Raw genomic sequence first — 24040 nt, 5'->3', positions numbered from 1 at the left:
TAGGACAGTAAATTGTCAATTCACTTAGGTATTATCAATCCAAAAAGCCCACAAAATATGGGCAGTATTTTACGGGCCGCTGGTTGTTATCAAGCACAAAGCATCCGCTATACTGGCGAACGTTATGCAAGAGCTAAAACTTTCAGCACTGACACAAAGAATGCTCACCTCAGTATAATGGTGACACAAGTACCAACAATTATTGACCCTATAAACGACAAAAACCTAACCAAAGTTGCGATAGAACTGGTTGAAGGAGCCACACCTTTGCCTCTATTTGAACATCCAGAAGATGCCTTATATATTTTTGGTCCGGAAGACGGTTCTATTGAACAAGATGTTGTCGACCATTGTGACTTCGTTGTTTATATCCCAACTGTTGGCTGTATGAATTTGGCGGCAACAGTCAATGTACTACTTTACGATCGCTTAGCAAAAATGACAGTGATGCCCAGTGATGACCACATAATCAAAACCAGTCGAGATACAAACAACCGAACTAAATTGGGTTTGGTGAACAAATGAGACTCAAGTTAATATAATGTTAACTTTTTTTGTTATCGCTTAAACATTTCCTTTGTCATCTCCTGCTAACCGTGTGAATATTAAATTAAATCAAGTCGTACATACTGTATTTAAATCACACAATAATATAGAAGGAAAATCTAATGAGTGATGATAGTCGCATCCCACGTAATTCAGAAAACGACCATACACGTGAAATGGCCGAAGTCCGTAGAGAATTTATCAAACAAAAAACGGGTGCAGATCTGGTTCATACAGGCCAGTTTAGTATCGATCCCGCTGTACTTCCCGGCAATATCGAAAACTTTATTGGCGTAGTACAAATGCCCGTTGGTGTAGCTGGTCCAATGTTGGTCAACGGTGAACATGCTAAAGGTGAGTTCTATGTGCCTCTAGCAACTACTGAAGGTACATTGGTTGCAAGCTATAGCCGAGGTATGCGTGTAATTAACGAATGTGGTGGAGTGAAAACTACTGTTGTTGAAGGTTTTATGCAACGTGCTCCAGCGTTTCTTTTTAAAGATGCACGGGAAGCCAGAGATTTTGGTCATTGGATAGATGAAAATTTTGACAATATTAAAGCAACTGCTGAAACCACAACAAGTGTAGGTAAGCTTGAACATATTCAACAATGGTCTGTGTCTAAGACTAAATACTTACGTTTTAACTACACCACCGGTGATGCTGCTGGTCAAAACATGGTAGGCAAGGCAACGTTAATAGCCTGTGAATGGATCAAAGCAAATTCGCCAATCCCTTGCATGTACATGTTATCTGGTAACATGGATACAGATAAAAAGCACTCTCACCTCAATATGCTGCACTCAAGAGGCAAGCGCGTAATTGCTGAAATAGTCCTTAAAAAAGATGTGTTAGCACGCGTAATGAAGGTGGATACCAAAATGCTTGCTGGTGCATCGGTGTTAGCCAATACTGGCGCTCAAATGGCTGGCGCAGCTTATAACGGTCCTCACTCCGCTAATGGCATAGCGTCTTTGTATATTGCCACAGGACAAGATGAAGCTAACGTTGTGGAATCTCACGCTGGTATGTTGTCACATGAACTCTTAGATAACGGCGATCTGTATATGTCAGTCACATTACCATCGCTTATTGTGGCAACGTTTGGTGGCGGAACAGGGCTACCGACACAAAAAGAATGTCTTGAAATGTTAGGCTGTGTTGGTAAAGGAAAAGCAGAAAAATTTGCAGAGATTGTTGCGGCAACAGTGCTTGCAGGTGATATTTCTTTGGGTTGTGCTGTTATCGCTGGTCATTGGGTCAGCAGTCACGACAAAATGGGAAGAAATAGAAAATAATTTTATTTAAATAAATAGCCCGGTACATGGCCGGGCTTTTTTATATCCATAGTTTTTGTTTGACTTTTTGTATCTAACTAAGCAGCCTCAATCGTCACCGGTACCCCATTTAAAACAGCATTCCCTGACAACTCATCTATCACCATTTCATCGGTTAAGTCGTTCACACTCACTCCTGCATGTTGCTCTGCGGTATGCCATTGGCTGCCTTTTTTGTTGTGTCCCCAGCCGTGAGGAATCGAAATCACTCCTGGCATAATTTTTTCGGTAATTTCAGCAGGTAATGTTACTTTTCCTACTCTTGAAGTGACAGTAATCAGCTGTTGATCTTGTATATTATGTTTACTCGCATCGTCAGGATGAATTTGCGCAGTACACCTCGACCATCCGTTATTCGTACCTTTAACCATGCGTTGGCTATTGTGTAGCCAAGAGTTATTGGTTTTAAGGTGTCTACGACCAATTAATTGCAAACTTTCATCAGTCGCTAGCCCTGATGCCTCTGATATAGAAAACTCAGAAGCAAAGAAGTGTTTGTCTAAGCGGGTTAAGTCAGCCATAAAATAGTCAAAGCTTAGGTCGATTTTTTTGTCGTTATGATAAATGGCTTCGGGTAAATCAGGTTGCAACGGGCCAAGGTCAATTCCATGAGGTTTTTTCAACAATAAATCAATACTTAATACTTCGCCTTCATGACGATAACGACCGCTTTTCAGTAAGTCATCCACTACTCCTTTTGGCTCTTTTTGCCAAAGTGTTTGATACTTATCGGTGGGTAAACCATTTAACTTATCTAAACGCTCGGCTAGGCCAAGGTATATTTGCCAATCAGTTTTAGTTGTTTCAGCAGGCGGAAAAATAGCTGGGGAAAACTTGGTGCTATTTCTCACAGCAAAATTATGAAACACGATATCGTAGTGGTCACGTTCTAGCGCCGTTACTGGCGGTAAAATAATATCAGCATGGCGTGAGGTTTCAGTAATATAAAAATCCACTGCGACAACAAAGTCTAAATTTTCAAATGCCTTGTCTAATTGCTGGCCATTAGGCGTAGTCAAAATAGGGTTACCCGCCCCTATCACAATGGCTTTGATTTGCCCCTCACCATCGGTTAGCATTTCTTCGGCTAAAGCTGATACTGGAAATTCACCAGCAAAAGCCGGCAGATTACGCACACGTGTAAAGAAATTTGCAATAGACCCTCGACCAGAATGTGGTAATAAATCGGCAGCGGGTTGTGTAAACATCATGCCACCTTGTCTATCCAAATTGCCTGTGAGCATGTTAAACAACATAATCAAATATTGAGTAAGGGTACCAAAGGCTTGCACACTGGCACCCATTCTTCCATAACAAACCGCGGGGCCTGCAGCGCAGAATGATTCAACCAATGCAATTATCTGCGATTCACTCATTCCTGTTAGATTAGCCACTCGTTTAGGAGGGTAATCCACCACGTATTTTTCAACGCTTAGTAAATCAGCAGCGAAACCTAGCAATGCATCAGCTGCAATAAGTTGTTTATCGAACAAGGTGTGGATCATTGCTAACATCAATAAGGCGTCGGTACCTGGTTTTATAAAGTGGTGTTCGCTACTCATGTCCGCCGTTTCAGACTTTTTAGGGTCAATTACCACCACTTTACCGCCACGGGCTTGAATCGCTTTTAGTCTACGTTTGATATGTGGCACTGTCATTATGCTGCCATTGGAGGCTAACGGATTACCACCAATAATCATAAAATGTTGGGTATGATCAATATCCGGGATGGGGATTTGTGATTGATGACCAAATAACTGCCGACTAACAATATGGTGTGGCAGTTGGTCGACCGACGTAGCTGAATATCGGTTATGTGATTTGAGGGAGCGATAAAAATAAGGGCCAAATAAAATGGAACCCATATTATGGGCATTCGGGTTGCCAAGATAAGTAGCGACAGATTCAACACCATGTTTTTGCTGAATATCGAACAAGTTAGTTGCTACTTTGTCTAATGCATAATCCCAAGATACCTCTTGCCAGCCACCCTCTGCTGTTTTCTCAATGGGTGTGCGAATACGTTCAGGATCTTCATATAAATCTTTAAGTGCCATTGCTTTTGGGCAAACGTGTCCTTCACTAAAGGGATTAGCTTTATCACCTACAATAGACAAAATATTTCTGTCTTGAGTGGTAACTTCTATGCCACACATGGCTTCACATAAGGTACAAGTTGAATAATGTTTTTGTTTTTCAGTCGGCATAATCAATGTCATAAAATTGTTAATAGGTAAAAGTTAGCGATTAACGCTGTTATACACAAGCATCATTTTTACTGATGATTTCTTGCGCCCATTTTAGGCTCTAGACACAATCGTATAACTATTTTACCCTATAACATATTCGCATGGTTAATCGACACCTCGTTCATAACACTTTCAAGGAATATAGTTGAAAATCACTGACACCAGTGCCCAAGACGCTGTCATCATCCCTAAAAAATCAGTAAGCACCTATGTGTTTGGCGGTGTGTTATTTTTAACACTCATCCTCATTCTTGTATTGTTATATCCATATTTTTTCCGCTGGTCTGAGTCATCAATGACAGTTTCAGCTGACCGCATCCGTATAGGCACCGTAAAGCGTGGTGACTTTGTTCGAGACATATCTATTCAAGGAAGAGTTGTAGCGGCAATCAGCCCCAAGCTGTATAGCCCTGCCCAAGGCACTATCACTTTTATTGTTGACGCAGGTGACTCAGTTTTAAAAGGACAAATATTAGCTACTATAGATAGTCCAGAGTTATCCAATCAACTCAAACAAGAACAATCCACCTTACAACGAATGCAATTTGAGTTAGCAAGACAAAAAATCCAAAGTAAAAAACAAGTCCTAGAAAACCAAAAATCATCAGACTTAGCCAGCGTCGCTTTAACCGCCGCAGATAGAGAAAAACGTCGAGCTGATCAAGCTTATCAAAGTCATTCCATTAGCCAGATTGATTTTGAAAAAGCCCAAGACGACTTAGAAAATGCCAAGTTAGTTTATAAACATTCAGTCAAAGATGCCAAATTGAATATCGAAAGTCTCGAGTTTGAAGTGCAAACAAAGCAACTACAGGTAGACAGACAAGCTTTAGAGGTAAATGAATTATCTAGGCAAGAAACTGATCTCACCCTGCTCTCTCCTGTCAATGGGATAGTGGGTAATTTAGCTGTAGAGCAAAAAAACCAAGTCGGTAAAAACCAAGGAATTATGAGCGTAGTGGATTTAACTGAATTTGAGTTGGACGTGGATATTCCAGAAAGTTACGCCGACGATTTAGCTATAGGTATGGTGGCTGAAGTCAATTTAAATGGACAGACCCATCAAGCTACTTTAGTGACTATTTCTCCTGAAATTGAAAACAATCAAGTGACAGGACGAGTGCGTTTTGCCAAAACAGACTCAAACAATAATCAGCTGTCTTCCCCATTAGGGCTTAGACAAAACCAACGTTTAACCACACGCATATTAATGGAAAGTAAGCGTGATGTGCTTATTGTAGAGCGAGGGCAATTTTTACAAAGCGCCAATGGTAATGTTGCTTACGTGTTGCAAGACGGGCTGGCAACTCGTACTACTATCAATACCGGGGCGCGCAGTTTATCTGTGGTAGAAGTGCTTAACGGATTAACTGAAGGGCAACAGATTATTATCTCAAGTACCGACCAATTTAGTGCTGCTAAAACTGTATTGATCAGTCAATAATGTTTGCTTATTACTCCTCCCTTTCGCTAAAAAGCATTAGCCGTCAGAAAGGCTTAAGTGTATTAATTGCTGCAACATTGGGGATGGGTATCGCGGCATGTATGATCACATATTCGCTGATAAATTTAATGTCCAAAGACCCTTTGCCGAATAAAAGCGACAGGGTTTATCATCTGCAATTAGACAATTGGAAGCTCAATTCTGCCGCTGTTTTACCCGACTTACCACCTGAAGAAGTCACCTGGCAAGATGCCATAAATATCGTGCATGCAAAACAAGCTAAGTTTCAAGCTGCGCATACCATAACTTGGGGAATGGTAACCCCATCAGATAAAAACGTACCGCCATTTTTGGGTATTATCCGAGCCACTCAGGGTGAGTTTTTCCCGATGTTTGAAGTCCCATTTTTATATGGGCAAGGTTGGCAAAATTACCCGCTTAACCATGTTGAATATGTCGCAGTGCTTAGCAAGGCCACTAATCAACGAGTATTTGGCGGTGTTAATTCTGTAGGTAAAACATTACCCATGTTAGGTCAACTTTTCACAGTAGTAGGCGTGTTAGATGAATGGCAACCCAGTCCAAAGTTTTTTTGATATGTCGTTCGGGGCGTTTTACCCACCTGAAGATATATACCTACCTTTGCAAATAAAAGCGGAACTGGAACTGCCTCATGGCGGCAGTACTAATTGTTGGGAAACGGACATTGGTGACGAATATCAGGCTTTTCTCAACTCTGAATGTGTCAACTTTAATCTTTGGATTGAATTATCCAGCCATCAACATAAACAACAATTTGAAAACTATTTACAGGGATATGTTAAACAACAAAAAACACTCGGACGCTTTCCTAAGGTCACAAATAATATTTTGCTAGATATCAACCAATGGCTTGCACACAAGGAAGTAGTCGGTTCAGACATGTATGTGTTCTTCTACTTAGCTTTATTATTTTTATTGGTTTGTTTGTTTAACGCCGCTAGCTTAATAAGCACCAAATTTACGGCTAAGAATAGTGAAGTAGCCCTCAGAAGAGCTTTGGGTGCAAACCAGCTAGCTATATTTACCCAATGCCTGACAGAAACAATTTTATTGGGTTGTATAGGAGCACTGATAGGTTTAGTACTTTATATGTTTGGGCTTGAGGGTATCAAATCCCTTTATCCTAATTTTATTACATTTGTGTATCTAGATATGACATTGATGCTATTGACTATTGGAGTGAGTATTTTATCTAGTGTGTTGGCAGGTTTAATACCCAGCATTAAAGTGTGTATGTTAGCACCAGCGGGATATTTAAAATGATGATGGACCTTAAAGCCTTTATAAATCATTTACCATTTTCTCGCATTGCATTTAGACCTATTATAAGTTCATTACTCAGGCAAAAATATGCCATGGCTATGTTGGTCTTACAAATTGCAATTACCTTAGCCGTTATCAGTAATGGACTATTTATTGTCTCTCAGCGTTTAGACATATTACAACGACCCAGTGGTATCGACGAGTCTAATATTTTTGTATTAACTAGCTCTGGCTTCACCAAAGATTTTAACCCAAAAACTAGCATACAAATTGATTTAGCAGCCCTTAGACAGATGCCAAATATTATCAACGCAGTCGCCACCTACTCTTTTCCGTTTAGTGGCAGCAGTGATTGGGACGAATTACAAACCGTTGCAGGTAGCGACCAAAATACTGTGCCTGCAGCAAGTTACAAATTAGACGAACACGGCATAGACGCATTAGGAATATCGCTAATTGCCGGAGAAAACTTCAGTCCTAGTGAAGTACTTTGGCAGACAGAAAGCAATAGCACATTTCCGAGTGTCGTTCTAATCACAAGTAATCTGGCAACCGACTTATTTAGCACTGTAGACTGGTCATCCGTAGTGGGTAGAACCCTTTATATTAATGCAACACATAGCGCTGTTGTTAAAGGGATTGTGAAACAACTTCAAGCTCCTTGGAGCCCAGCAGGTCAAATAGAAAACAGTGTGATATATCCAAGAGTAGTTACGCGTAACTCATCTCGCTACCTAATTCGTACTCAGCCAACTATATTGCAGAACACTATTGCCACTACAGAGCGGTATCTGTCGATGAGCAATCAGCAGCGCATGATCCGTAAAGTAGAAACAATAGAAACCATGAAACAACAAGTATATGGACCCGATATCGCGGCAGTTACAATTTTGTTGGTTGTCATGATTGCACTGACTATTATTACTGCAATGGGCATAGCAGGTTTAACTAGTTTTAATGTCCTTGTGCGACATAAGCAAATCGGTATTAGGCGCGCATTAGGTGCAAATAAAGTAGATATTCTATGTCAGTTTTTTGCTGAAAATATCATACAAACCACTTGTGGTATTTTGATTGGTTGCTTACTAGCGGTAGGTCTTAATATCTTTTTGGTGTCTCAATATGCCTTACCCAAGCTGCCTCTGACTTATATTATAAGTGCCATGATTTGTTTGTATGTATTAGGCATATTGGCCATATTAAAACCAGCTTTAAAAGCCATGAATATTTCTCCTGCAGCGGCAACAAGAAGCCAATAAGCTTCGGTATAAACTGCATGAACCATTCAACGACAATAATTATTTTTATCTTTTTTAAACCTTTTTGATTATTGTTACGACTTAGTCAGTGATGGTTCAAAAATTTCAGGGATACAGATGAAAATAGCAGACACCAGCGGTCAAGATACCGCTGTCTTAAAAACATCCAATAATAAAGCCAAATGGTTAGCATTAGGTTTCATTTCAGTTGCTGTGTTGGTATACGTCATCCTCGCACCCACTATCAGCAACTGGTCCAACTCAGACGTCAGCATTTCTGCACAAAGAGTACGTTTAGCTAAAGTTACCCAAGGCGACTTTGTGCGCGACTTATCCGTTCAAGGATTTGTAGTAGCGGCTGTCAGTCCTAGGTTATATAGTCCTGCACAAGGCACTATTTCGTTAAAAGTGGATGCTGGCGACACAGTACTAAAAGGCCAAGTATTAGCCACCATTGATAGTCCAGAGCTCAGTAACCAGCTTAAACAAGAGCAATCAGCCTTGCAACGCTTACAAATGGAACTCGACAGACAAAAAATCCAATCTAGTAAACAAGCACTGGTTAATCAGAAAACGGTTGATTTAGCTAAAGTCGCTCTAACCGCCGCTGATAGAGAAAAACGCCGAGCTGACAAGGCCTATGCAAGTCAGTCAGTTAGCCAGATTGATTACGAAAAAGCTCAAGACGATTTAGAAAATGCGCGTTTAGTGTTTAAACATTCAGTCAAAGATGCAGAGCTAAATTTAGAAAGTTTAGAGTTTGAGGTAAAAACAAAACGTCTATTCGTAGAGCGCCAAAATCTTTTGGTCGCCGAGCTTATCCGCCAAGTTGAGGAATTGACCTTACTGTCTCCCGTTAATGGCTTAGTAGGTAACTTGTCTGTTGAGCAAAAAAATCAAGTGGCAAAAAATCAATCCATTTTAAGCGTGGTGGATTTATCTGAATTTGAAATAGAAGTGGATATTCCAGAAAGTTACGCCGATGACTTAGCCATAGGCATGGCCGCTGAGATCAACCTCAATGGTGAAACACATTCAGCAAAACTCGTGACCATCTCACCTGAAATTGAGAACAATCAGGTTACGGGCAGAGTGCGTTTCATCTCCCTTTCTGATGCCGACATGATTCAGCCACAAGGTTTACGTCAAAATCAACGTTTAACGACCCGCATTCTGATGGAACATAAACAAGATGTGCTAATGGTGCAGCGAGGTCAATTTCTAGAAACCAGTAATGGTAGGGTCGCTTATATAGTCAAAAATGACATGGCGGAACGCACACCTATTGATACTGGAGCACGCAGTTTATCTAGTGTGGAAGTGCTTAACGGCCTTTCATTAGGCGATACCATCATAGTTTCAGGTACGGACCAATTTAACGGCGCACAAAGTGTGCTAATTACTCAGTGATTTATAAACGAATAGTAAAATACTCGTTACTATTAAAATTAGGGAACAATTCTTATGTTAAAAATGACAGACGTAAAAAAGGTATTTCGTACCGATTTAGTCGAAACTCATGCATTGCGGGATTTTAACTTGCATGTGGGTGAAGGTGACTTTGTGGCGGTGACTGGCCCTTCAGGGTCGGGCAAAACGACATTTTTAAATATCGCAGGCCTCCTCGAAACATTTAATGGCGGCACCTACGAACTAGACGGCCAAGATGTCAGTAATTTAAATGATAAAAAACGCAGTCAACTCAGAAACGAAAAAATTGGTTTTATTTTCCAAAGCTTTAATTTGATCCCCGATCTCAATTTGTTCGATAACGTCGACGTACCCTTACGTTATCGAGGTTTTAACAGCGCTGAACGTAAAAAACGTATCGAAAACAGCTTAGAAATGGTGGGGCTAGCGCAACGTATGAAACACCTACCCTCGCAACTTTCTGGTGGACAACAACAACGCGTCGCGATTGCCAGAGCACTTGCAGGCGAGCCTCGCTTTTTGTTAGCGGATGAGCCAACGGGTAATTTAGACACCCAGATGGCTAACAGTGTTCTGGACTTATTAAAAAGCATTAACGCTGCTGGCACCACTATTATCATGGTGACTCATGATGAAAATTTAGCGAAGCAGGCTAGGCGCAATATTTATGTGCGTGATGGTAAGGTCAGTGAGATTAATGATGTTGATGTTGATATCGCTATGCCAACGCAGCTTGCTGCCGTTTAACGCTTAGGAGCCACCATTATGTTTGGTTATTATATAAAACTTGCGCTCAAAAGCGTAAAACGTAACCCCATCCTGAGTTTACTGATGGTCACAGCTATTGCTTTGGGTATTGGTGCTAGCATGACCACTATCACTGTTAACTACCTGATGTCTGCCGATCCTATTCCGCACAAAAGTCATCAATTGTTTCATATACAAGTAGACAGCTGGGATCCCAATAATGCGTTTAATGATGATGATGATGCTCTTCCGAATCAGTTAACTTGGACAGATGCGACCAACTTCACTCTTGCTAAAAAGCACTACGACAATCTGCTATGGGTAGGTCTGGTGGCATTATTGAACCTTCTGATGACGATGCTAAACCCTTTGAAGCCTCCATTAGACTGGCTTACACCGATTTCTTTGGCATGTTTGATGTGCCATTTATCTTTGGTAGCCCATGGGATAGCCGATCGGACACCAATCGAGAACAAGTGATAGTACTAAGCAAACGAACTAACGAAAGTGTGTTTGGCGGTGAAAACTCAGTAGGTAAAACTATTGTGGTTGCTGGCAGGAGTTTTCAAGTTGTTGGTGTGATAGACGATTGGCAACCTATGCCCAAGTTTTATGACGTTAATAACGGTGCATTTAACGAAACTGAAGAGTTGTTTATGCCCTTCACTCTTAAAGAAGAATTGGAGCTGCCAAACTGGGGCAACAACAATTGCTGGAAAAGCCCTGACGGCGAAGGTTATAAAGCATTTTTACAATCAGAATGTATTAACACTCAGATGTGGGTTGAGCTACCAAACGCAACAGCAAAAGCTGAATATATGGACTATTTGAATAACTATGTGATGGAACAGAAAGAACTCGGTCGCTTTCCTCGCCCTCTTAAAAATCGCTTATCAAATGTGATGCAGTGGATGGAAAGACAAGAAGTGGTGGAAGAAGACGCCAAGATGATGATGTGGCTTTCCTTTATGTTTTTGTTAGTGTGTTTACTGAATACCATTGGTTTGTTGTTGGCCAAGTTCACGGGAAAATCGGCCGAAATTGGTTTGCGCTTAGCATTAGGCGCATCAAAAGCTGACTTATTCAAACAACACTTAGTCGAAACCGCGATGATCGGTTTGCTGGGTGGTTTCGCAGGACTTGGCATTGCCATTCTTGGTTTACAAGGTATTAAAAGCCTATACGGCGACTTTGTAGGTGACCTAGCAACTTTAGACATCAGTATGGTGTCATTCACACTGTTCATTGCTTTGTTGTCTAGCATAGCCGCTGGTTTATATCCTACTTGGCGTGCCTGTAATATCGTCCCTGCCAGCCAATTAAAAAGCCAATAGCGCCGGTCGGCCAATAAAGGAGCCAGAACATGTTAAATACTCAAACGAGCATCTCAATTAATTGGGAAATTGGACCTATTTTTCGTGCCATGTTACGAAACAAAGTGGGCGCAATCTTAATCGCCCTACAAATTGCCGTGACAATGACCATAATCGTTAATTCGGTATACATTATTGTTGAACGTAGCAAAGAAATGCAGCGCGACAGCGGCATAGATAATGCCAATAGTTTTTCCTTAACAAGTGTCGGTTTTGCGGAAAACTACAATGTACCTATTAGCGTAGAAGAAGATATGTATGCTTTGCGTTCACTGCCCGGCATCGTGGATGCCATTCAAATAAATGCAGTGCCAAATAGCGGTAGCGGTTGGTCAATGGGCTTAAAAACCCAGTCAGGGGTCGAATATGATAGCGTTGGCACAGCCGTGTATATGGTTGATGACCATGGTGTTAATGCCTTGGATCTGGAGATTATCGCTGGTGAAAACTTTGCACCTACCGACATAAGTTTGCGCAAGGTTGGCCAAGTTAAATGGCCTAATAAAACCATATTGACCAAGGCCATGGCTGAAAACTTGTTTCCAGATATTCCTTATGCCACTGTTGTTGGCAAAACGGTGTATATCAATGACACCGATCCAATGATTGTGGTTGGTATTGTTGATAAGCTACAAGCGCCTTGGGTCGGTTGGAACAATTTAGAAAATGCGATGTTGTCCCCTGAAAGAATGGACTTTAAAGGTAGTCGGTATTTTATCCGCACTGAGCCGGGTCAAAGAGACACAATAATGAAACAAGTAGAAAAATTACTGGCCAGCAGTAACAAAGGCCGATTAATTCAAAACATGCGTAGCATCGAAGAAACCCGTGAACGCAGTTACCGTGGGCATACTGCCATGATTAAAATCCTGACTACAGTGATGATCATTTTAACCGTAGTGACAGCATTAGGCATTGTTGGCTTAGCTAGCTTCAGTGTGAATCAACGTAAAAAACAAATAGGAACAAGACGCGCTTTAGGGGCAAGTCAATCTGCTATTATTCGCTATTTTATGTTAGAAAACTTCTTGATCAGCAGCATAGGCGTGATTTTGGGAGCGGCGTTAACTATTGGCCTGAATATTATATTAGTGAATACCTTTGGTCTGAACAGAATTGACTGGTTCTACATCCCAATTGGCATGTTGGTACTATGGTTAGTCGGCCAAGGTGCTGTGTTTGGTCCCGCCAGAAAAGCGGCCAATATTCCACCGGCCCTAGCCACTCGAACGGTTTAAACCTATTAGTCATGAAGGATACCAAAAATACTAGCCAGCTTTTGGTATCCTCACACAAAAAAACTTGGCCTAAAACAACTGAAATCATGCCAAAAATAGACACCAAGAAAGAATTGTTAGACTGTGTTTATGTTTGTCTTTTTGATTAAAAATTGGTTGAAAAGACTAACACTATCACCGACTAATATTCATAATAATACTTAAGACACTGTTTTATATAGATTAATAAAGCTGGTCTAAACTATGCTTAACCAATTGAAAAGTTTACTTTAAACAAGCGAGGAAACAAAAATGGACGAAGGTATGGTGTTTGTATTAATTATTTTATTTGCATTTGTATTACCTATAGTTTTGATTGGTACTTGGACATCCCATAAAAAAGAAATGGCGAAGGTCAATGCTAATTTAAATATATCTGAAAAAGAAAATATGCAAAACGAATTAGCATCGGTTAAAACCAGACTAGAAGTGCTTGAAGCAATAGTGACCGATAAGAAGTATCAATTACATCAAGAGATAACCGAACTCAAAGCGGTAGACTAAACCCTCAATTCACAATAACCCCTCAGGTAAACCATGACAACAACTGTTACTTACCTGAGGTGCTGCCATTTTACCGCTATTAATTGCAGGGATCATTGTTGGCCCGGTAACTGGCATCATTAATGCCGACTTATTATTTGGTGACTTGCTCTTCCCAATAGTATCTCTGTCGGTGGCTATTATTTTGTTTGAAGGCTCACTGACCCTTAAATTTAAAGATTTAAGTGGTCATGGCTCTATGGTGCGCAATTTATGCACATTTGGAGCTCTGATCACTTGGGTCATTGCCGCACCTGTTGCTCATTATGCTATGGGTATGTCATGGGAGATGGCGTTTCTGTTTGGTGCTATTGTTACCGTAACGGGGCCCACGGTAATAGTACCAATGTTGCGCACAGTAAGACCTAGCACTAAAATATCCAATATTTTACGCTGGGAAGGTATAGTTATCGATCCAATCGGTGCCTTATTAGCAGTGTTAGTTTTTGAATACATTGTGTCTACCCAAGATGCACTAAGCCACACGTTATTTGCCTTCGCTAAGACTATTTCAGTCGGCGTTATTATCGGCGCACTTTCGGGCTATTTAATGGGGATAGTTCTACGTAATAATTTGATCCCGCATTATTTAGTCAATACCGCCGTATTAACCTTAATGTTAGGTGCATTTGAGGGCTCTAATATGATTGCTCACGAATCTGGTTTATTAACAATCACAATCATGGGTATATGGTTGGCAAATATGAAACGGGTCGAAGTCGATGATATTTTGGAATTTAAAGAAACCTTAAGCGTATTGTTGATTTCTGGTTTATTTATTCTTCTAGCCTCAAGAATTGAGTTAAGTGCCATGCTTAATTTAGGCTGGGGATCCATTGTAGTATTGCTGGTTATCATGTTTGTTGCTAGGCCAATATCTGTTTTTATATCCTCATTAGGCACAAATTTAAATTGGCGAGAAGTGGCACTTTTGAGCTGGATTGCGCCCCGCGGCATAGTTGCAGCAGCGGTATCTGCTTTATTCGCTTTAAAATTAGAGGCGCTGAACTACGACCAGGTTGAATTATTGGTACCCATGGTATTTTTAGTTATTATTGCCACAGTGGTTATTCAAAGCCTTACTTCCGTTAAAGTGGCAAAAATGCTTGAGCAACGCGCCCCAGCTCCATATGGTTTTTTAATTTTTGGTGGTGGTCTTTTTTCAAGATTATTCGCTAAGGAATTAATGGTGCAAGATGTCACTGTGCGCGTAGCTGATACTAACTGGGAATCGATACGATTGGCACGTATGGACAATATTCCTACCTATTACGGTAACCCCATGTCTGAGCATGCCGGTCGCACTGTAGATTTATCGCTATATGGCACCGTATTGGTTATTTCGCCTTACAAACAACTCAATCCATTGGTTACCTATCACTTCGAACACGAACTGGGTAAAGGAGCAGTACTAGGCTTAACTGTCAACGAACCTCAGAAGCGGGCAAGCCACCAAGTATCGGAGTCATACGCGGCGAAGTTATGCCTTTTTAATGAAGATGTGACTTATGCAAAATTAGCTGGGTATGTTAACAAGGGCGGCACCATAAAAACCACTAGACTATCTGATGCGTTCAGCTATGAATACTATGAGAAAGATTACCAGAAACGCTCAATCCGGTTATGCGCTATTGAGCCAAATGGTAAAGTGAAAATGTTCACGAGCTTAAAGAACATTCATCCTAAATCAGATTGGCGTATTGTGAGTTTTATTACAGAAGAAAAGTCAGTTGAGGCTAGTACTTCATTGATCTAAACAGATTATTAAAAATCACTGTCACAACTTTTTAGGTGTAAACTTTTTTGTTATGTTTAATAATCTGCAATAAATTAACAACAGAGCATTTTAATATAATTCCCATGTTTAACAAATATGGTAATTTGTCTTTTCAGATAACATGTATCTTGATTCATGCTTTTAAACTTAGACATATCGATAATGTATCCACACACCATGGAAAACAGACTGACAACTTAAAAAATTATAGGTTTTGATTACATGTTTAATTAAGCAACAACATCACATTGAACATATTTACGCTCATTCACTAACTTCAATATTTCTGCTGCAGCTTGAGCATCGCACAATGCTCGGTGATGGCTAGTAAGGGATATATCAAAGTGTTCACAAAGATTAGCTAAAGAATAGGACTTTAAGCCAGGGAAATACTTTCTTGACTCTCTTACCGTACATAACTTTGGCATACTGAATCTGCGCTCAATTCGCTGATATTCCTGTTTAATAAACCCATAATCAAAGTTGACATTGTGAGCCACAAAGATGCTCCCTTGAGTGAATTCACTAAACTTATCGGCTACCTCACAAAAAAGAGGCGCGTCTTTGACCATACAATTACTAATGCCAGTTAATGTAGTAATAAACTTTGATATGTGACGTTCCGGGTTAATCAAACTCGTCCACGTATCTATCACTTCGCCATTAACTATTTTCACTGCGCCAATTTCAGTAATACGATGCTGGGGTTGTTTACCACCGGTGGTCTCAACATCAACCACCACGTATGGTTGCATAGGATCTACGAACCAGTTAACTCGACAAATTCGTACGTCGAAGCCTGCAAATTGTAAAGCGTTCATGCTAACAAACTGGTTTGGACGAATGCTATCTCCTGGTGCCTTGACTTCCTCAAAACGCAGGCGTCCATTTTCAATAATCATCAAATCAGGGTAACCATCATTTAAACCATGATAGTTTTGCGCCATAGCTCTCAAATGAGTCTCTACTGCCTTAGGAGGTGCGGCGGTTAGAAACATTGAAATAATCTGAATGATTTGTGGATTCCAGCGGAACATACCATTAGGTTGCCCGTAATACTGGGTCGCTATTTTTGTTAGGTAGGCGACAGCACTATGTGGTTTTGAAAACATCAACAAACGTTGTTCAATGGCTTGCTCTAGCTCTTGGTAAATCGTATTTTCTTTAACAACTTTAGGCCTGCGGTCAAACTCGGTGGCTATTGAATCGATTTGATGATTAAACAATTCTCGCCAAAATGTCAGTCCAAACAATGCGTTAAACAAACGGTTTTCGGTCCTAAAGGCAATAATGCCTAAACGCTGGTAATGATGTTTAACGCCCTTTTCAACTTGATCCTTATGTATTTCATCAATTACCAAGTTAAAGCTGTCTTCACGTAACTTTTGGGTTAGCTTGCTGATTTTTACATGATGGAATTTGCGTTGATAAAAATCTTCAGCGAAAAGCAATAATGCATCATCCAAAGAATTATCGATGATTTGTTCTAACTCAACTTTCACCCTATCTTTATCACCTTGCTTGTACAATTCTCTTAGCCACTTTTGTTGCGCTTTATAGTGATTAGATGCACCAAGATATTCCAATCCCAACACAGGGTGCTCAAGCAATAATTGCTTACCTAGTAAGTAAAAATACTCATCTTTAAGTTGTTTGGATTGTGCACAATAAATAAGTGCATCTGGGTGAGTTGCTATCCCTGTATTATTTAATACGTATTCCTGTATATCTAATTCGTTTCGACTTAGTTGCCCTAGTTTAAAACTGTAATAAAAAACACTCTGCGACTGTTCTAAGTTAATGAATCTAGCACTGGGCTGTGTGTGATCAGACCGTGTTTTTAACATCCCAAGATCACGCATAGAAAACTTATCTAAACCACTACTGGTATCACCAAAAAATAAAAATAATAAATAACCTAAACAACACTCAAAATTTTTGACTAGGAATTGCTGGGCAAGCTCTGATGTGAGGCATTGAGTAATAGTGCAAGAATCAATAACTTGATCTAACAAAGCTTTTTTCGCGACACTTCTTTTTATTCCAATAACAGCATATTGATCTAGAATTTCAAGCAACTGTATTTTGGTTAATTGTTGCAGCCAAATTTTGATATCGTCAGAATTTAGCTCCCTCAATAAATTTGACCTTTGTAGCGAAGTCAATTGACTTGAGCAGTCGTTGATCTCGATATATGTCATCTTTCCTAAGGCTATAAAACAACCTTGGCGGTTGATTGTCCTTACAAACATACATTGAGTATCGTGGCCCAACTGTTGGTAACATTTCACAAATTCTTGGTGTTCTTGATCTAATAGATGCGCACACTGTTTGGTAATGAAATGAATAAATTCATTAAAATGATCAAGGTAATATTTTTCTGGTAATTCCTTGGGATATTTTCGCATTTGGGACACTAGTTGTGGATAAATTGGATATTATATACAGTAGTTTATACAGTTGTAAAATCGTATGTCAAATTTTGGTTGCAGGCTGCGTAAAACTTGACTGTCCAAAACTAAACATTTGCTAATCAAACAGTCAACGGACCTGCTGCGCAGGCTATTTATTTAAAGCTAAAAGTACGCTTCGCGCCATTGTCTGTGATGGTTTTTTTCAAATCCTTCCGAGCCATCGACGTTTTTTATAAAGTGCGTTCTTGCACTTTACCTTTCAGGCCAGCTAAAGCTGTTCCATATTTATCCCGTAAATATGGTCAACAGCAAAAAATAGAGTAACCAGAAAAATGCCGCTGCTGTTAAAGTTCTTATCCGCACAAAAAGACTTATTTTATGGGCGCCAACCGTGTTGTCGTTTTAAATGTGTCCCTCAAACTTCTACTCAAATCGCATCCCGCGCGGCGTCTGCTTGCCATTTGAACTTTAAATAAGTCTTTTTGTGCTGAAACTTTAAAGGCAGAAAATCAATGGCTGAGACACCCAAGCGGATATCGGCGAAGCCGACTTTTTTTGTTCTACTACTCGCATAAATAATTGGATGAGAACATAGTTTAGCGAGCGAGCTTTTTTGCCTGCAGAAAAAAGTAAGTCACACAGAAGGAATTCTGTGTGAGAAACATCGGGCGGACGCCGCGCGAGAAGATGGTGCGCAGCACTGCTTGTATCTATTTGGCTAAAGTGTGCCAATTGCGGTCATACCACAGGCTCGATAAATCTGGTTTGATAGTCGCCTGAGCCTCATTTTTTGCCAGTCACAAATATTAATAACGACACCATTGACTTTTTACCTGCCATGACAGTGCTTAATAGCTGTAAATTTATGTTACTCGATGGCCTTGGGGGAAAAGGGTCAAGAAGATAAACCTGCGAATATCGAAAACATCTATGGTTATTCCTATTGGAAAGTGTTTTTCTAAACGGAAAGATGGAATTAATAAATTTTTATCTGAATTAGAATGATTTGTTCAGGAAGGTCAAAGATGCTAGAAGCAATATCATGATATGCAGGGGGCGTCCGCCCAAAAACAAAAGCAACTGTCAACTAAGTAAATAGTTGTTTGCTTATTATTCAATACAAAATCTAATTTGAAATGTTGTTTGGCGCTTCTTAGCTAATGTCTCAAATGATGTAAAAATTAGCGTTCTGAGAAGGATAAATTAGCAGTAAAAACGTGCAGGATTCATTCGCCTTTCATCCTGTCGTATGTCTGTTTCACGCCCTGAGTCATTCAAATCACATGGAAAACGAGCAGTATTCTCCCCAAGGTTCATTTATGAATGAACCTTGGGATTAAAACGATTGTGCCTCTACCAGTTCAAATCATCCGGAATATCATATTCAGCATACCAGTCATCATCTTCACTACTTTTCTGATCTGCATCGCTAATATCATCCGCCCGATACATCACACTGGCTTCATCACGTTCAGCAATTTTATTGGCTACAGGCATAGGTACTAACTCATAACCATCGTTCAATTTTACGATGGCAAGCTTACCTTGGCTGATTTGTTTTTGAGTAACTTGGCTGACATACATACGTTTGATCAACGTACCATCGGTGAAGTTGCATACTACTTCTTCTTTACGTCCAGAGCCTCCAAATTTGGGTTGTTTATTGGCTTCAATTAATTGCTTAATTTGTGCCACAAGTGCCTTTTTCTCAGCTTCTTGTTTGGTTTTTTGGTTAAGCTCTCTGTCTTTGGCTTTTTTTGCTTCCACTACTTTTTCAGCAGCTAATTTTGCTTCGTTGGTTTGTACTACATTATGGTTTTTTTGCGCTTTGACTTGTTTGTTTTTTTGTTGGCGCACCTGATTGGCTTTTTTCTTATTGGTTAAACCAGCTTTAAGTAATTGTTCTTGTAACGAGAGGGCCATAATTGAATGCCATTATTATTAAGTTTAAAATAATTCGGCAGCTAAGAGCTGCCGTAAAAGAATAAAAACTAAGATTAAAAATTATTTTTTGGGTTTCTTACGCTTATCTTCAACAATCCATTTGCCGTCGGTACACCATGCAGACCAGCCAGTCGCTTTACCTTCTTCATTTTCTGACATCACGTATTGCTGTTTGGTTTTACGGCTGTAACGCACGATAGCCGGACTTCCATCAGGGTCTTTAGCGGGTGCATCGGCCAAATAGTAAAACTTAGGCGAAATCCTATCTCTAAAACGAGCAAGCTCCTCAACTTTAGGGGCGCGTGTTTCTCTTGATTTAGGGAAATTATGCGCGGCTAAGAAGATGCCAGATGCACCATCTCTGAGTACAAAGTGAGCATCAGATTTTACGCATTCCAACTCTGGTAAGTCAGTGGGATCTTCTTTAGGAGGTGCAGCTTCGCCATTTCGAAGTAATTTACGGGTGTTTTTACACTCTTCATTAGTACAACCAAAATACTTACCGAAGCGGCCACTTTTTAGCTCCATGTTGGATTGACACTTGTCACATTCAAGAAGCGGGCCTTCATACCCTTTAATCTTAAAGGTACCTTTTTCCACATAAATCCCTTCACATGTGGGTGTGTTTCCACATACATGTAACTTACGAGACTCATCCACCAAATAACTATCCATAGCCGTACCACAAATGTCACAACGTCGTTTTGAGCGTAACACTTCGGTTTCTAACTCTTCTTCATCTTCAACCTTGATTACTTCATCACCAGAAGTTAAATTCATGGTGCCTGTGCAGCGTTCTTTAGGGGGTAAGCTATAGCCAGAACACCCTAAAAACACACCTGTACTAGCTGTTCGGACATTCATGGGTCGTTCACATTTTGCACAAGCAATATCCGTAGGTACGGCTTGATTTAAACGCATACCGCCTTCTTCAGGCGATTTTTCAGCAATAACTAGCTTCTTTTCGAAGTCCTCATAGAACTCATTTAATACTCCTTTCCATGAGGCCTTTCCTTCTGCTACTGCATCTAACTGTTGTTCCATATTGGCTGTAAAATCATAACCAATTAGATCGTCGAAATTTTCCATCAGACGGTCGTTTACAATCTCACCCATTTTTTCCGCATAGAATCGCTTACTTTCGATTCTTGCATAACCTCTATCCTGAATGGTTGAGATGATACTGGCGTAAGTAGAAGGACGACCAATGCCACGTTTTTCTAACTCTTTTACCAATGATGCTTCATTAAAACGCGCAACAGGTTTAGTAAAATGCTGTTTAGGATCAAGGGAGCTAAGATCTAAATTTTCGCCTTCTTTCACATCAGGTAATAATAAATCTTCTTCGCCTTTTTTACGCTGCGGATTCTGTACTTTAGTCCAACCATCAAACTTCAATACACGCCCTTTTGCGGTTAATTCAAAATCACCCGCTTTAACTCTGATTGTGCTAGCGTCATATTTTGCTGGAGTCATTTGACATGCGACAAACTGGCGCCAAATTAATTCGTATAAGCGCTGAGCATCGCGCTCTACATCACTAATGGCTTCAGATTTAAGTAACACATTAGACGGACGAATAGCTTCATGCGCCTCTTGAGCTCCTTCTTTGCTACCATATTTAATTGGATTTTCCGGTAAGTATTTTTCACCAAAATTTTCATTAATATAATCACGACAGCCATCAACAGCTTCTTTACCTAAATGGGTAGAGTCAGTTCGCATATAGGTAATATGCCCAGCTTCGTACAACCGTTGTGCCATCATCATGGTTTTCTTCACACCAAAGCCTAAACGTGTACTCGCCGCTTGTTGTAAAGTAGAGGTAATGAGTGGAGCAGAAGGTTTACTTTGAGTTGGCCTTGATTCGCGACTTACCACTTGATAACTAGCGCTTTCTAAAAAACTTACCGCTTTATCAGTTTGAGCTTTATTGACCGGTTTAAATGCTGCGCCACTTTCTTTGACAACTTGCATCCGCAAACTGATTTTTTTTGCGGTATTTAAATCTGCATGTAGGTCCCAAAATTCCTCAGGTACAAACGCTTTTATTTCTCTTTCGCGCTCGACAACTAAACGAGCAGCTACTGATTGTACCCGCCCCGCAGACAAACCTCGTGCAACTTTTTTCCAAAGTAATGGAGATACCATAAAACCTACAACACGGTCCAGAAAACGTCTGGCTTGTTGGGCATTCACCATTTCAATGTTTAATTTTCCTGGCTTAGCAAAGGCTTCTTGAATGGCATTTTTAGTGATCTCGTTAAATACCACACGCTGAAAATCTTTGCCTGGCTCGTCAATCAACTCTCGTAAGTGCCAAGCAATCGCTTCCCCTTCCCTATCCAAATCCGTTGCGAGATAGACGGTGTCAGCATTTTTTGCCAACTTTTTAAGTTCGTTAACAACTTTTTCTTTGCCTTCGAGTACATCGTAATGCACCTGCCAATCATTTTTAGGGTCGATACCCATACGATCAACAAGTTTCTTATATTCATAATCGCGCAAATAGGTTGCACGCTTTTTTTCGGAGAGAAGTTTGAGTTCTTTTGCTGGTTTTTTAGGCGCAACTTTGCCCACAGCCTTGTGAGGAAGATCCCGAACGTGACCGACACTAGATTTAACAATAAAATCTTTGCCGAGATATTTATTAATCGTTTTTGCCTTTGCCGGTGATTCGACAATGACTAGATGTTTTGCCATAAATTGGTTTTAACCTTTGATTTTTATAGGTTTTTATTGGTTAGGTATACACCATATGGCGATTACCTCTCAAAAATGCTTTTTAACATATATCGACAAAATGAATAGAAAACAAGTTCTTCTTCATACTTATCTAATATTCTTTTTTTTCAGTGGCTAACACTGCTTAATTTTCGAACAGCCTGATTGGCATAACAAACTAAAACAGTATAATGCTCGACAATTCGTTTTTTATAAGCGATTCCAGATAATAAACATTGGGTTTTAATCGCCCATTTGCCAGTGGTAGACAATAATAATAGAGGTTTAAATGAAACAATTTGAAGCCAATTTTGATGGCTTAGTAGGACCAACTCACAATTATGCTGGATTATCATACGGCAACGTAGCCTCGCTAAATAATGCTAGCGCTTCAAGCAGCCCTAAACAGGCCGCTAAGCAAGGGTTAAAGAAAATGAAGGCCCTAGCTGACCTTGGTATGGTTCAAGGTGTTCTGGCGCCACAGGAGCGCCCTGACATTGCTTCGCTTCGCAGGTTAGGCTTTAGTGGAACCGATGCCAACGTTTTAGCCATGGCAGCTAAACAAGCTCCGGCTATTTTTCAAGCCTGCTGTTCAGCATCCAGTATGTGGACAGCGAACGCCGCGACGGTTTCACCTAGTGCTGATACCAGTGATGGCAAAATTCACTTTACCCCAGCAAATTTAACCAATAAATATCATCGTTCTCTCGAACCGCAAGTCACGGGTAAAATTCTGCAAGCCACTTTTGCCAACAAAGAATATTTTGCCCATCATGCTCATTTACCCGATAACGAACATTTTGGGGATGAAGGCGCAGCTAACCACACGCGTCTTTGCAGCGATTATGGCAAAACTGGTCTAGAAATGTTTGTGTACGGACGCCATGCTTTTGATACCAGTAAACCCGCACCTAAAAAATTCCCTGCCCGTCAGACATTAGAAGCGAGTCAGGCGGTAGCTAGATTACACGGACTTAAGGATGACAATGTGGTGTATGTGCAACAAAATCCAGATTTAATCGATCAGGGTGTGTTCCACAATGATGTTATTGCGGTAGGTAATCAAAATGTATTGTTTTATCACGAACAAGCTTTCTATCAATCATCACAAGCGATAGCTGAGATAAAACAAAAATTTGTGGGTGATGACTTGCACTTAATTTGCGTAAAAACCGAAGAAGTTAGTGTGCAAGACGCCATTAAAAGTTACTTATTTAACACGCAAATTATCACCCTAGCTAATGGTGACATGGCCATTATTGCGCCGACTGACTGTAAAGAAAACTCAGCAGTATCGACCTATTTAACAAATTTAGTTGCACAAAACACACCGATCAAACATGTGTACTACCACGATGTTAAAGAGAGTATGCGTAACGGTGGCGGACCCGCTTGTTTGCGCTTAAGAGTCGCCATGACCAACAAAGAACATGCCGCAGTCAATCAAAGTACCTTAATTAACGACAATCAGTTTGAGCGCTTAAATACTTGGGTTGATAATCATTACCGCGACACTTTACATGTGAAAGATTTGTGCGATCCACAATTACTAATTGAGTCTAGAACGGCTTTGGATGAGTTGACGCAATTGTTGAGTTTAGGTTCGGTTTATCCGTTTCAGCAGTAGATATACCTTAACCTTTTTATTCTAAAAAGCATGCATATAAAAA

15 protein-coding genes and 2 pseudogenes are annotated in these 24040 nt (G+C 40.3%); 13 read left to right on the top strand and 4 right to left on the bottom strand.

Annotated features, from left to right (window positions below; genetic code table 11):
* Positions 1 to 12: 12 nt before the first annotated feature.
* Entirely contained in the window at positions 13 to 525 is a 513-nt protein-coding gene (locus C427_RS11470; protein WP_007635435.1) for an RNA methyltransferase, read from the top strand.
* A gap of 143 nt (positions 526 to 668) precedes the next feature.
* A complete protein-coding gene (locus C427_RS11465) occupies positions 669 to 1844 on the top strand; it encodes a hydroxymethylglutaryl-CoA reductase (RefSeq protein ID WP_007635433.1) in 1176 nt (391 codons plus the stop codon).
* 77 nt (positions 1845 to 1921) lie between these two features.
* On the opposite strand, the gene C427_RS11460 is transcribed toward C427_RS11465, so the two are convergent.
* On the bottom strand, positions 1922 to 4090 hold the full coding sequence (locus tag C427_RS11460) for a molybdopterin oxidoreductase family protein (protein ID WP_187292389.1): 2169 nt from the start codon (positions 4088 to 4090) through the stop codon (positions 1922 to 1924).
* A 187-nt stretch (positions 4091 to 4277) separates the two neighbouring features.
* On the opposite strand from C427_RS11460, the gene C427_RS11455 reads away from it, so the two are divergent.
* The 10 genes and pseudogenes from C427_RS11455 to C427_RS11415 all read left to right on the top strand — a co-directional run.
* Positions 4278 to 5576: an efflux RND transporter periplasmic adaptor subunit gene (locus C427_RS11455; protein ID WP_007635430.1), complete on the top strand. Its 1299-nt coding sequence runs from the start codon at positions 4278 to 4280 to the stop codon at positions 5574 to 5576.
* A complete protein-coding gene (locus tag C427_RS27490; RefSeq protein WP_015430863.1) occupies positions 5576 to 6172 on the top strand; it encodes an ABC transporter permease in 597 nt (198 codons plus the stop codon). The genes C427_RS11455 and C427_RS27490 overlap by 1 nt, the downstream gene beginning before the upstream one ends.
* The gene (locus C427_RS27485) at positions 6141 to 6881 is read left to right on the top strand and encodes an FtsX-like permease family protein (RefSeq protein WP_015430862.1); all 741 of its coding nucleotides are present in this window, start codon (positions 6141 to 6143) and stop codon (positions 6879 to 6881) included. The genes C427_RS27490 and C427_RS27485 overlap by 32 nt, the downstream gene beginning before the upstream one ends.
* Positions 6878 to 8140 carry an ABC transporter permease gene (locus C427_RS11445; protein ID WP_007635427.1) on the top strand — a complete coding sequence of 421 codons (1263 nt, stop codon included), beginning with the start codon at positions 6878 to 6880 and terminating at the stop codon, positions 8138 to 8140. The genes C427_RS27485 and C427_RS11445 overlap by 4 nt, the downstream gene beginning before the upstream one ends.
* A gap of 117 nt (positions 8141 to 8257) precedes the next feature.
* Positions 8258 to 9550: an efflux RND transporter periplasmic adaptor subunit gene (locus tag C427_RS11440; RefSeq protein ID WP_007635426.1), complete on the top strand. Its 1293-nt coding sequence runs from the start codon at positions 8258 to 8260 to the stop codon at positions 9548 to 9550.
* 54 nt (positions 9551 to 9604) lie between these two features.
* Positions 9605 to 10318, top strand: a complete 714-nt coding sequence (locus C427_RS11435; RefSeq protein ID WP_007635425.1) for an ABC transporter ATP-binding protein — start codon at positions 9605 to 9607, stop codon at positions 10316 to 10318.
* An 18-nt stretch (positions 10319 to 10336) separates the two neighbouring features.
* A pseudogene (locus tag C427_RS11430) lies at positions 10337 to 11652 on the top strand (ABC transporter permease).
* A gap of 29 nt (positions 11653 to 11681) precedes the next feature.
* A complete protein-coding gene (locus tag C427_RS11425; RefSeq protein ID WP_007635423.1) occupies positions 11682 to 12929 on the top strand; it encodes an ABC transporter permease in 1248 nt (415 codons plus the stop codon).
* A 291-nt stretch (positions 12930 to 13220) separates the two neighbouring features.
* Positions 13221 to 13472 carry a hypothetical protein gene (locus C427_RS11420; RefSeq protein WP_007635419.1) on the top strand — a complete coding sequence of 84 codons (252 nt, stop codon included), beginning with the start codon at positions 13221 to 13223 and terminating at the stop codon, positions 13470 to 13472.
* 64 nt (positions 13473 to 13536) lie between these two features.
* A pseudogene (locus tag C427_RS11415) lies at positions 13537 to 15267 on the top strand (cation:proton antiporter); the annotation flags it as partial.
* Positions 15268 to 15518: 251 nt separating this feature from the next.
* Here the strand turns inward: C427_RS11415 and C427_RS11410 are convergent.
* The 3 genes from C427_RS11410 to topA all read right to left on the bottom strand — a co-directional run bounded on the left by C427_RS11410 (position 15519) and on the right by topA (position 22349).
* Positions 15519 to 17696 (bottom strand): exonuclease domain-containing protein, encoded by a 2178-nt coding sequence (locus tag C427_RS11410; protein WP_015430858.1) that lies wholly within the window; start codon positions 17694 to 17696, stop codon positions 15519 to 15521.
* Between the two features lie 1359 nt (positions 17697 to 19055).
* Complete coding sequence (locus C427_RS11405) at positions 19056 to 19625, bottom strand: DUF2058 domain-containing protein (RefSeq protein ID WP_007635411.1); 570 nt, start codon at positions 19623 to 19625, stop codon at positions 19056 to 19058.
* An 81-nt stretch (positions 19626 to 19706) separates the two neighbouring features.
* The gene (gene topA / locus C427_RS11400; RefSeq protein WP_007635410.1) at positions 19707 to 22349 is read right to left on the bottom strand and encodes a type I DNA topoisomerase; all 2643 of its coding nucleotides are present in this window, start codon (positions 22347 to 22349) and stop codon (positions 19707 to 19709) included.
* Positions 22350 to 22659: 310 nt separating this feature from the next.
* On the opposite strand from topA, the gene astB reads away from it, so the two are divergent.
* A complete protein-coding gene (astB, locus tag C427_RS11395) occupies positions 22660 to 23997 on the top strand; it encodes an N-succinylarginine dihydrolase (RefSeq protein WP_007635408.1) in 1338 nt (445 codons plus the stop codon).
* Positions 23998 to 24040: the final 43 nt, after the last annotated feature.

This window comes from Paraglaciecola psychrophila 170, assembly GCF_000347635.1.
Taxonomy (GTDB): Bacteria; Pseudomonadota; Gammaproteobacteria; order Enterobacterales; family Alteromonadaceae; genus Paraglaciecola; species Paraglaciecola psychrophila.
Note: the sequence above shows the minus strand (reverse complement) of the source record. Positions and strands in the feature narration are given on the sequence as shown.

What these genes read in the sequence shown, in the direction of transcription:
- C427_RS11465 (WP_007635433.1), top strand. Translation starts at nt 669, where the DNA reads ATGAGTGATGATAGTCGCATCCCACGTAATTCAGAAAACGACCATACA.
- C427_RS11460 (WP_187292389.1), bottom strand. Translation starts at nt 4,090, where the DNA reads ATGCCGACTGAAAAACAAAAACATTATTCAACTTGTACCTTATGTGAA.
- C427_RS27490 (WP_015430863.1), top strand. Translation starts at nt 5,576, where the DNA reads ATGTTTGCTTATTACTCCTCCCTTTCGCTAAAAAGCATTAGCCGTCAG.
- C427_RS27485 (WP_015430862.1), top strand. Translation starts at nt 6,141, where the DNA reads ATGAATGGCAACCCAGTCCAAAGTTTTTTTGATATGTCGTTCGGGGCG.
- C427_RS11445 (WP_007635427.1), top strand. Translation starts at nt 6,878, where the DNA reads ATGATGATGGACCTTAAAGCCTTTATAAATCATTTACCATTTTCTCGC.
- C427_RS11440 (WP_007635426.1), top strand. Translation starts at nt 8,258, where the DNA reads ATGAAAATAGCAGACACCAGCGGTCAAGATACCGCTGTCTTAAAAACA.
- C427_RS11435 (WP_007635425.1), top strand. Translation starts at nt 9,605, where the DNA reads ATGTTAAAAATGACAGACGTAAAAAAGGTATTTCGTACCGATTTAGTC.
- C427_RS11425 (WP_007635423.1), top strand. Translation starts at nt 11,682, where the DNA reads ATGTTAAATACTCAAACGAGCATCTCAATTAATTGGGAAATTGGACCT.
- C427_RS11420 (WP_007635419.1), top strand. Translation starts at nt 13,221, where the DNA reads ATGGACGAAGGTATGGTGTTTGTATTAATTATTTTATTTGCATTTGTA.
- C427_RS11410 (WP_015430858.1), bottom strand. Translation starts at nt 17,696, where the DNA reads ATGCGAAAATATCCCAAGGAATTACCAGAAAAATATTACCTTGATCAT.
- C427_RS11405 (WP_007635411.1), bottom strand. Translation starts at nt 19,625, where the DNA reads ATGGCCCTCTCGTTACAAGAACAATTACTTAAAGCTGGTTTAACCAAT.
- topA (WP_007635410.1), bottom strand. Translation starts at nt 22,349, where the DNA reads ATGGCAAAACATCTAGTCATTGTCGAATCACCGGCAAAGGCAAAAACG.
- astB (WP_007635408.1), top strand. Translation starts at nt 22,660, where the DNA reads ATGAAACAATTTGAAGCCAATTTTGATGGCTTAGTAGGACCAACTCAC.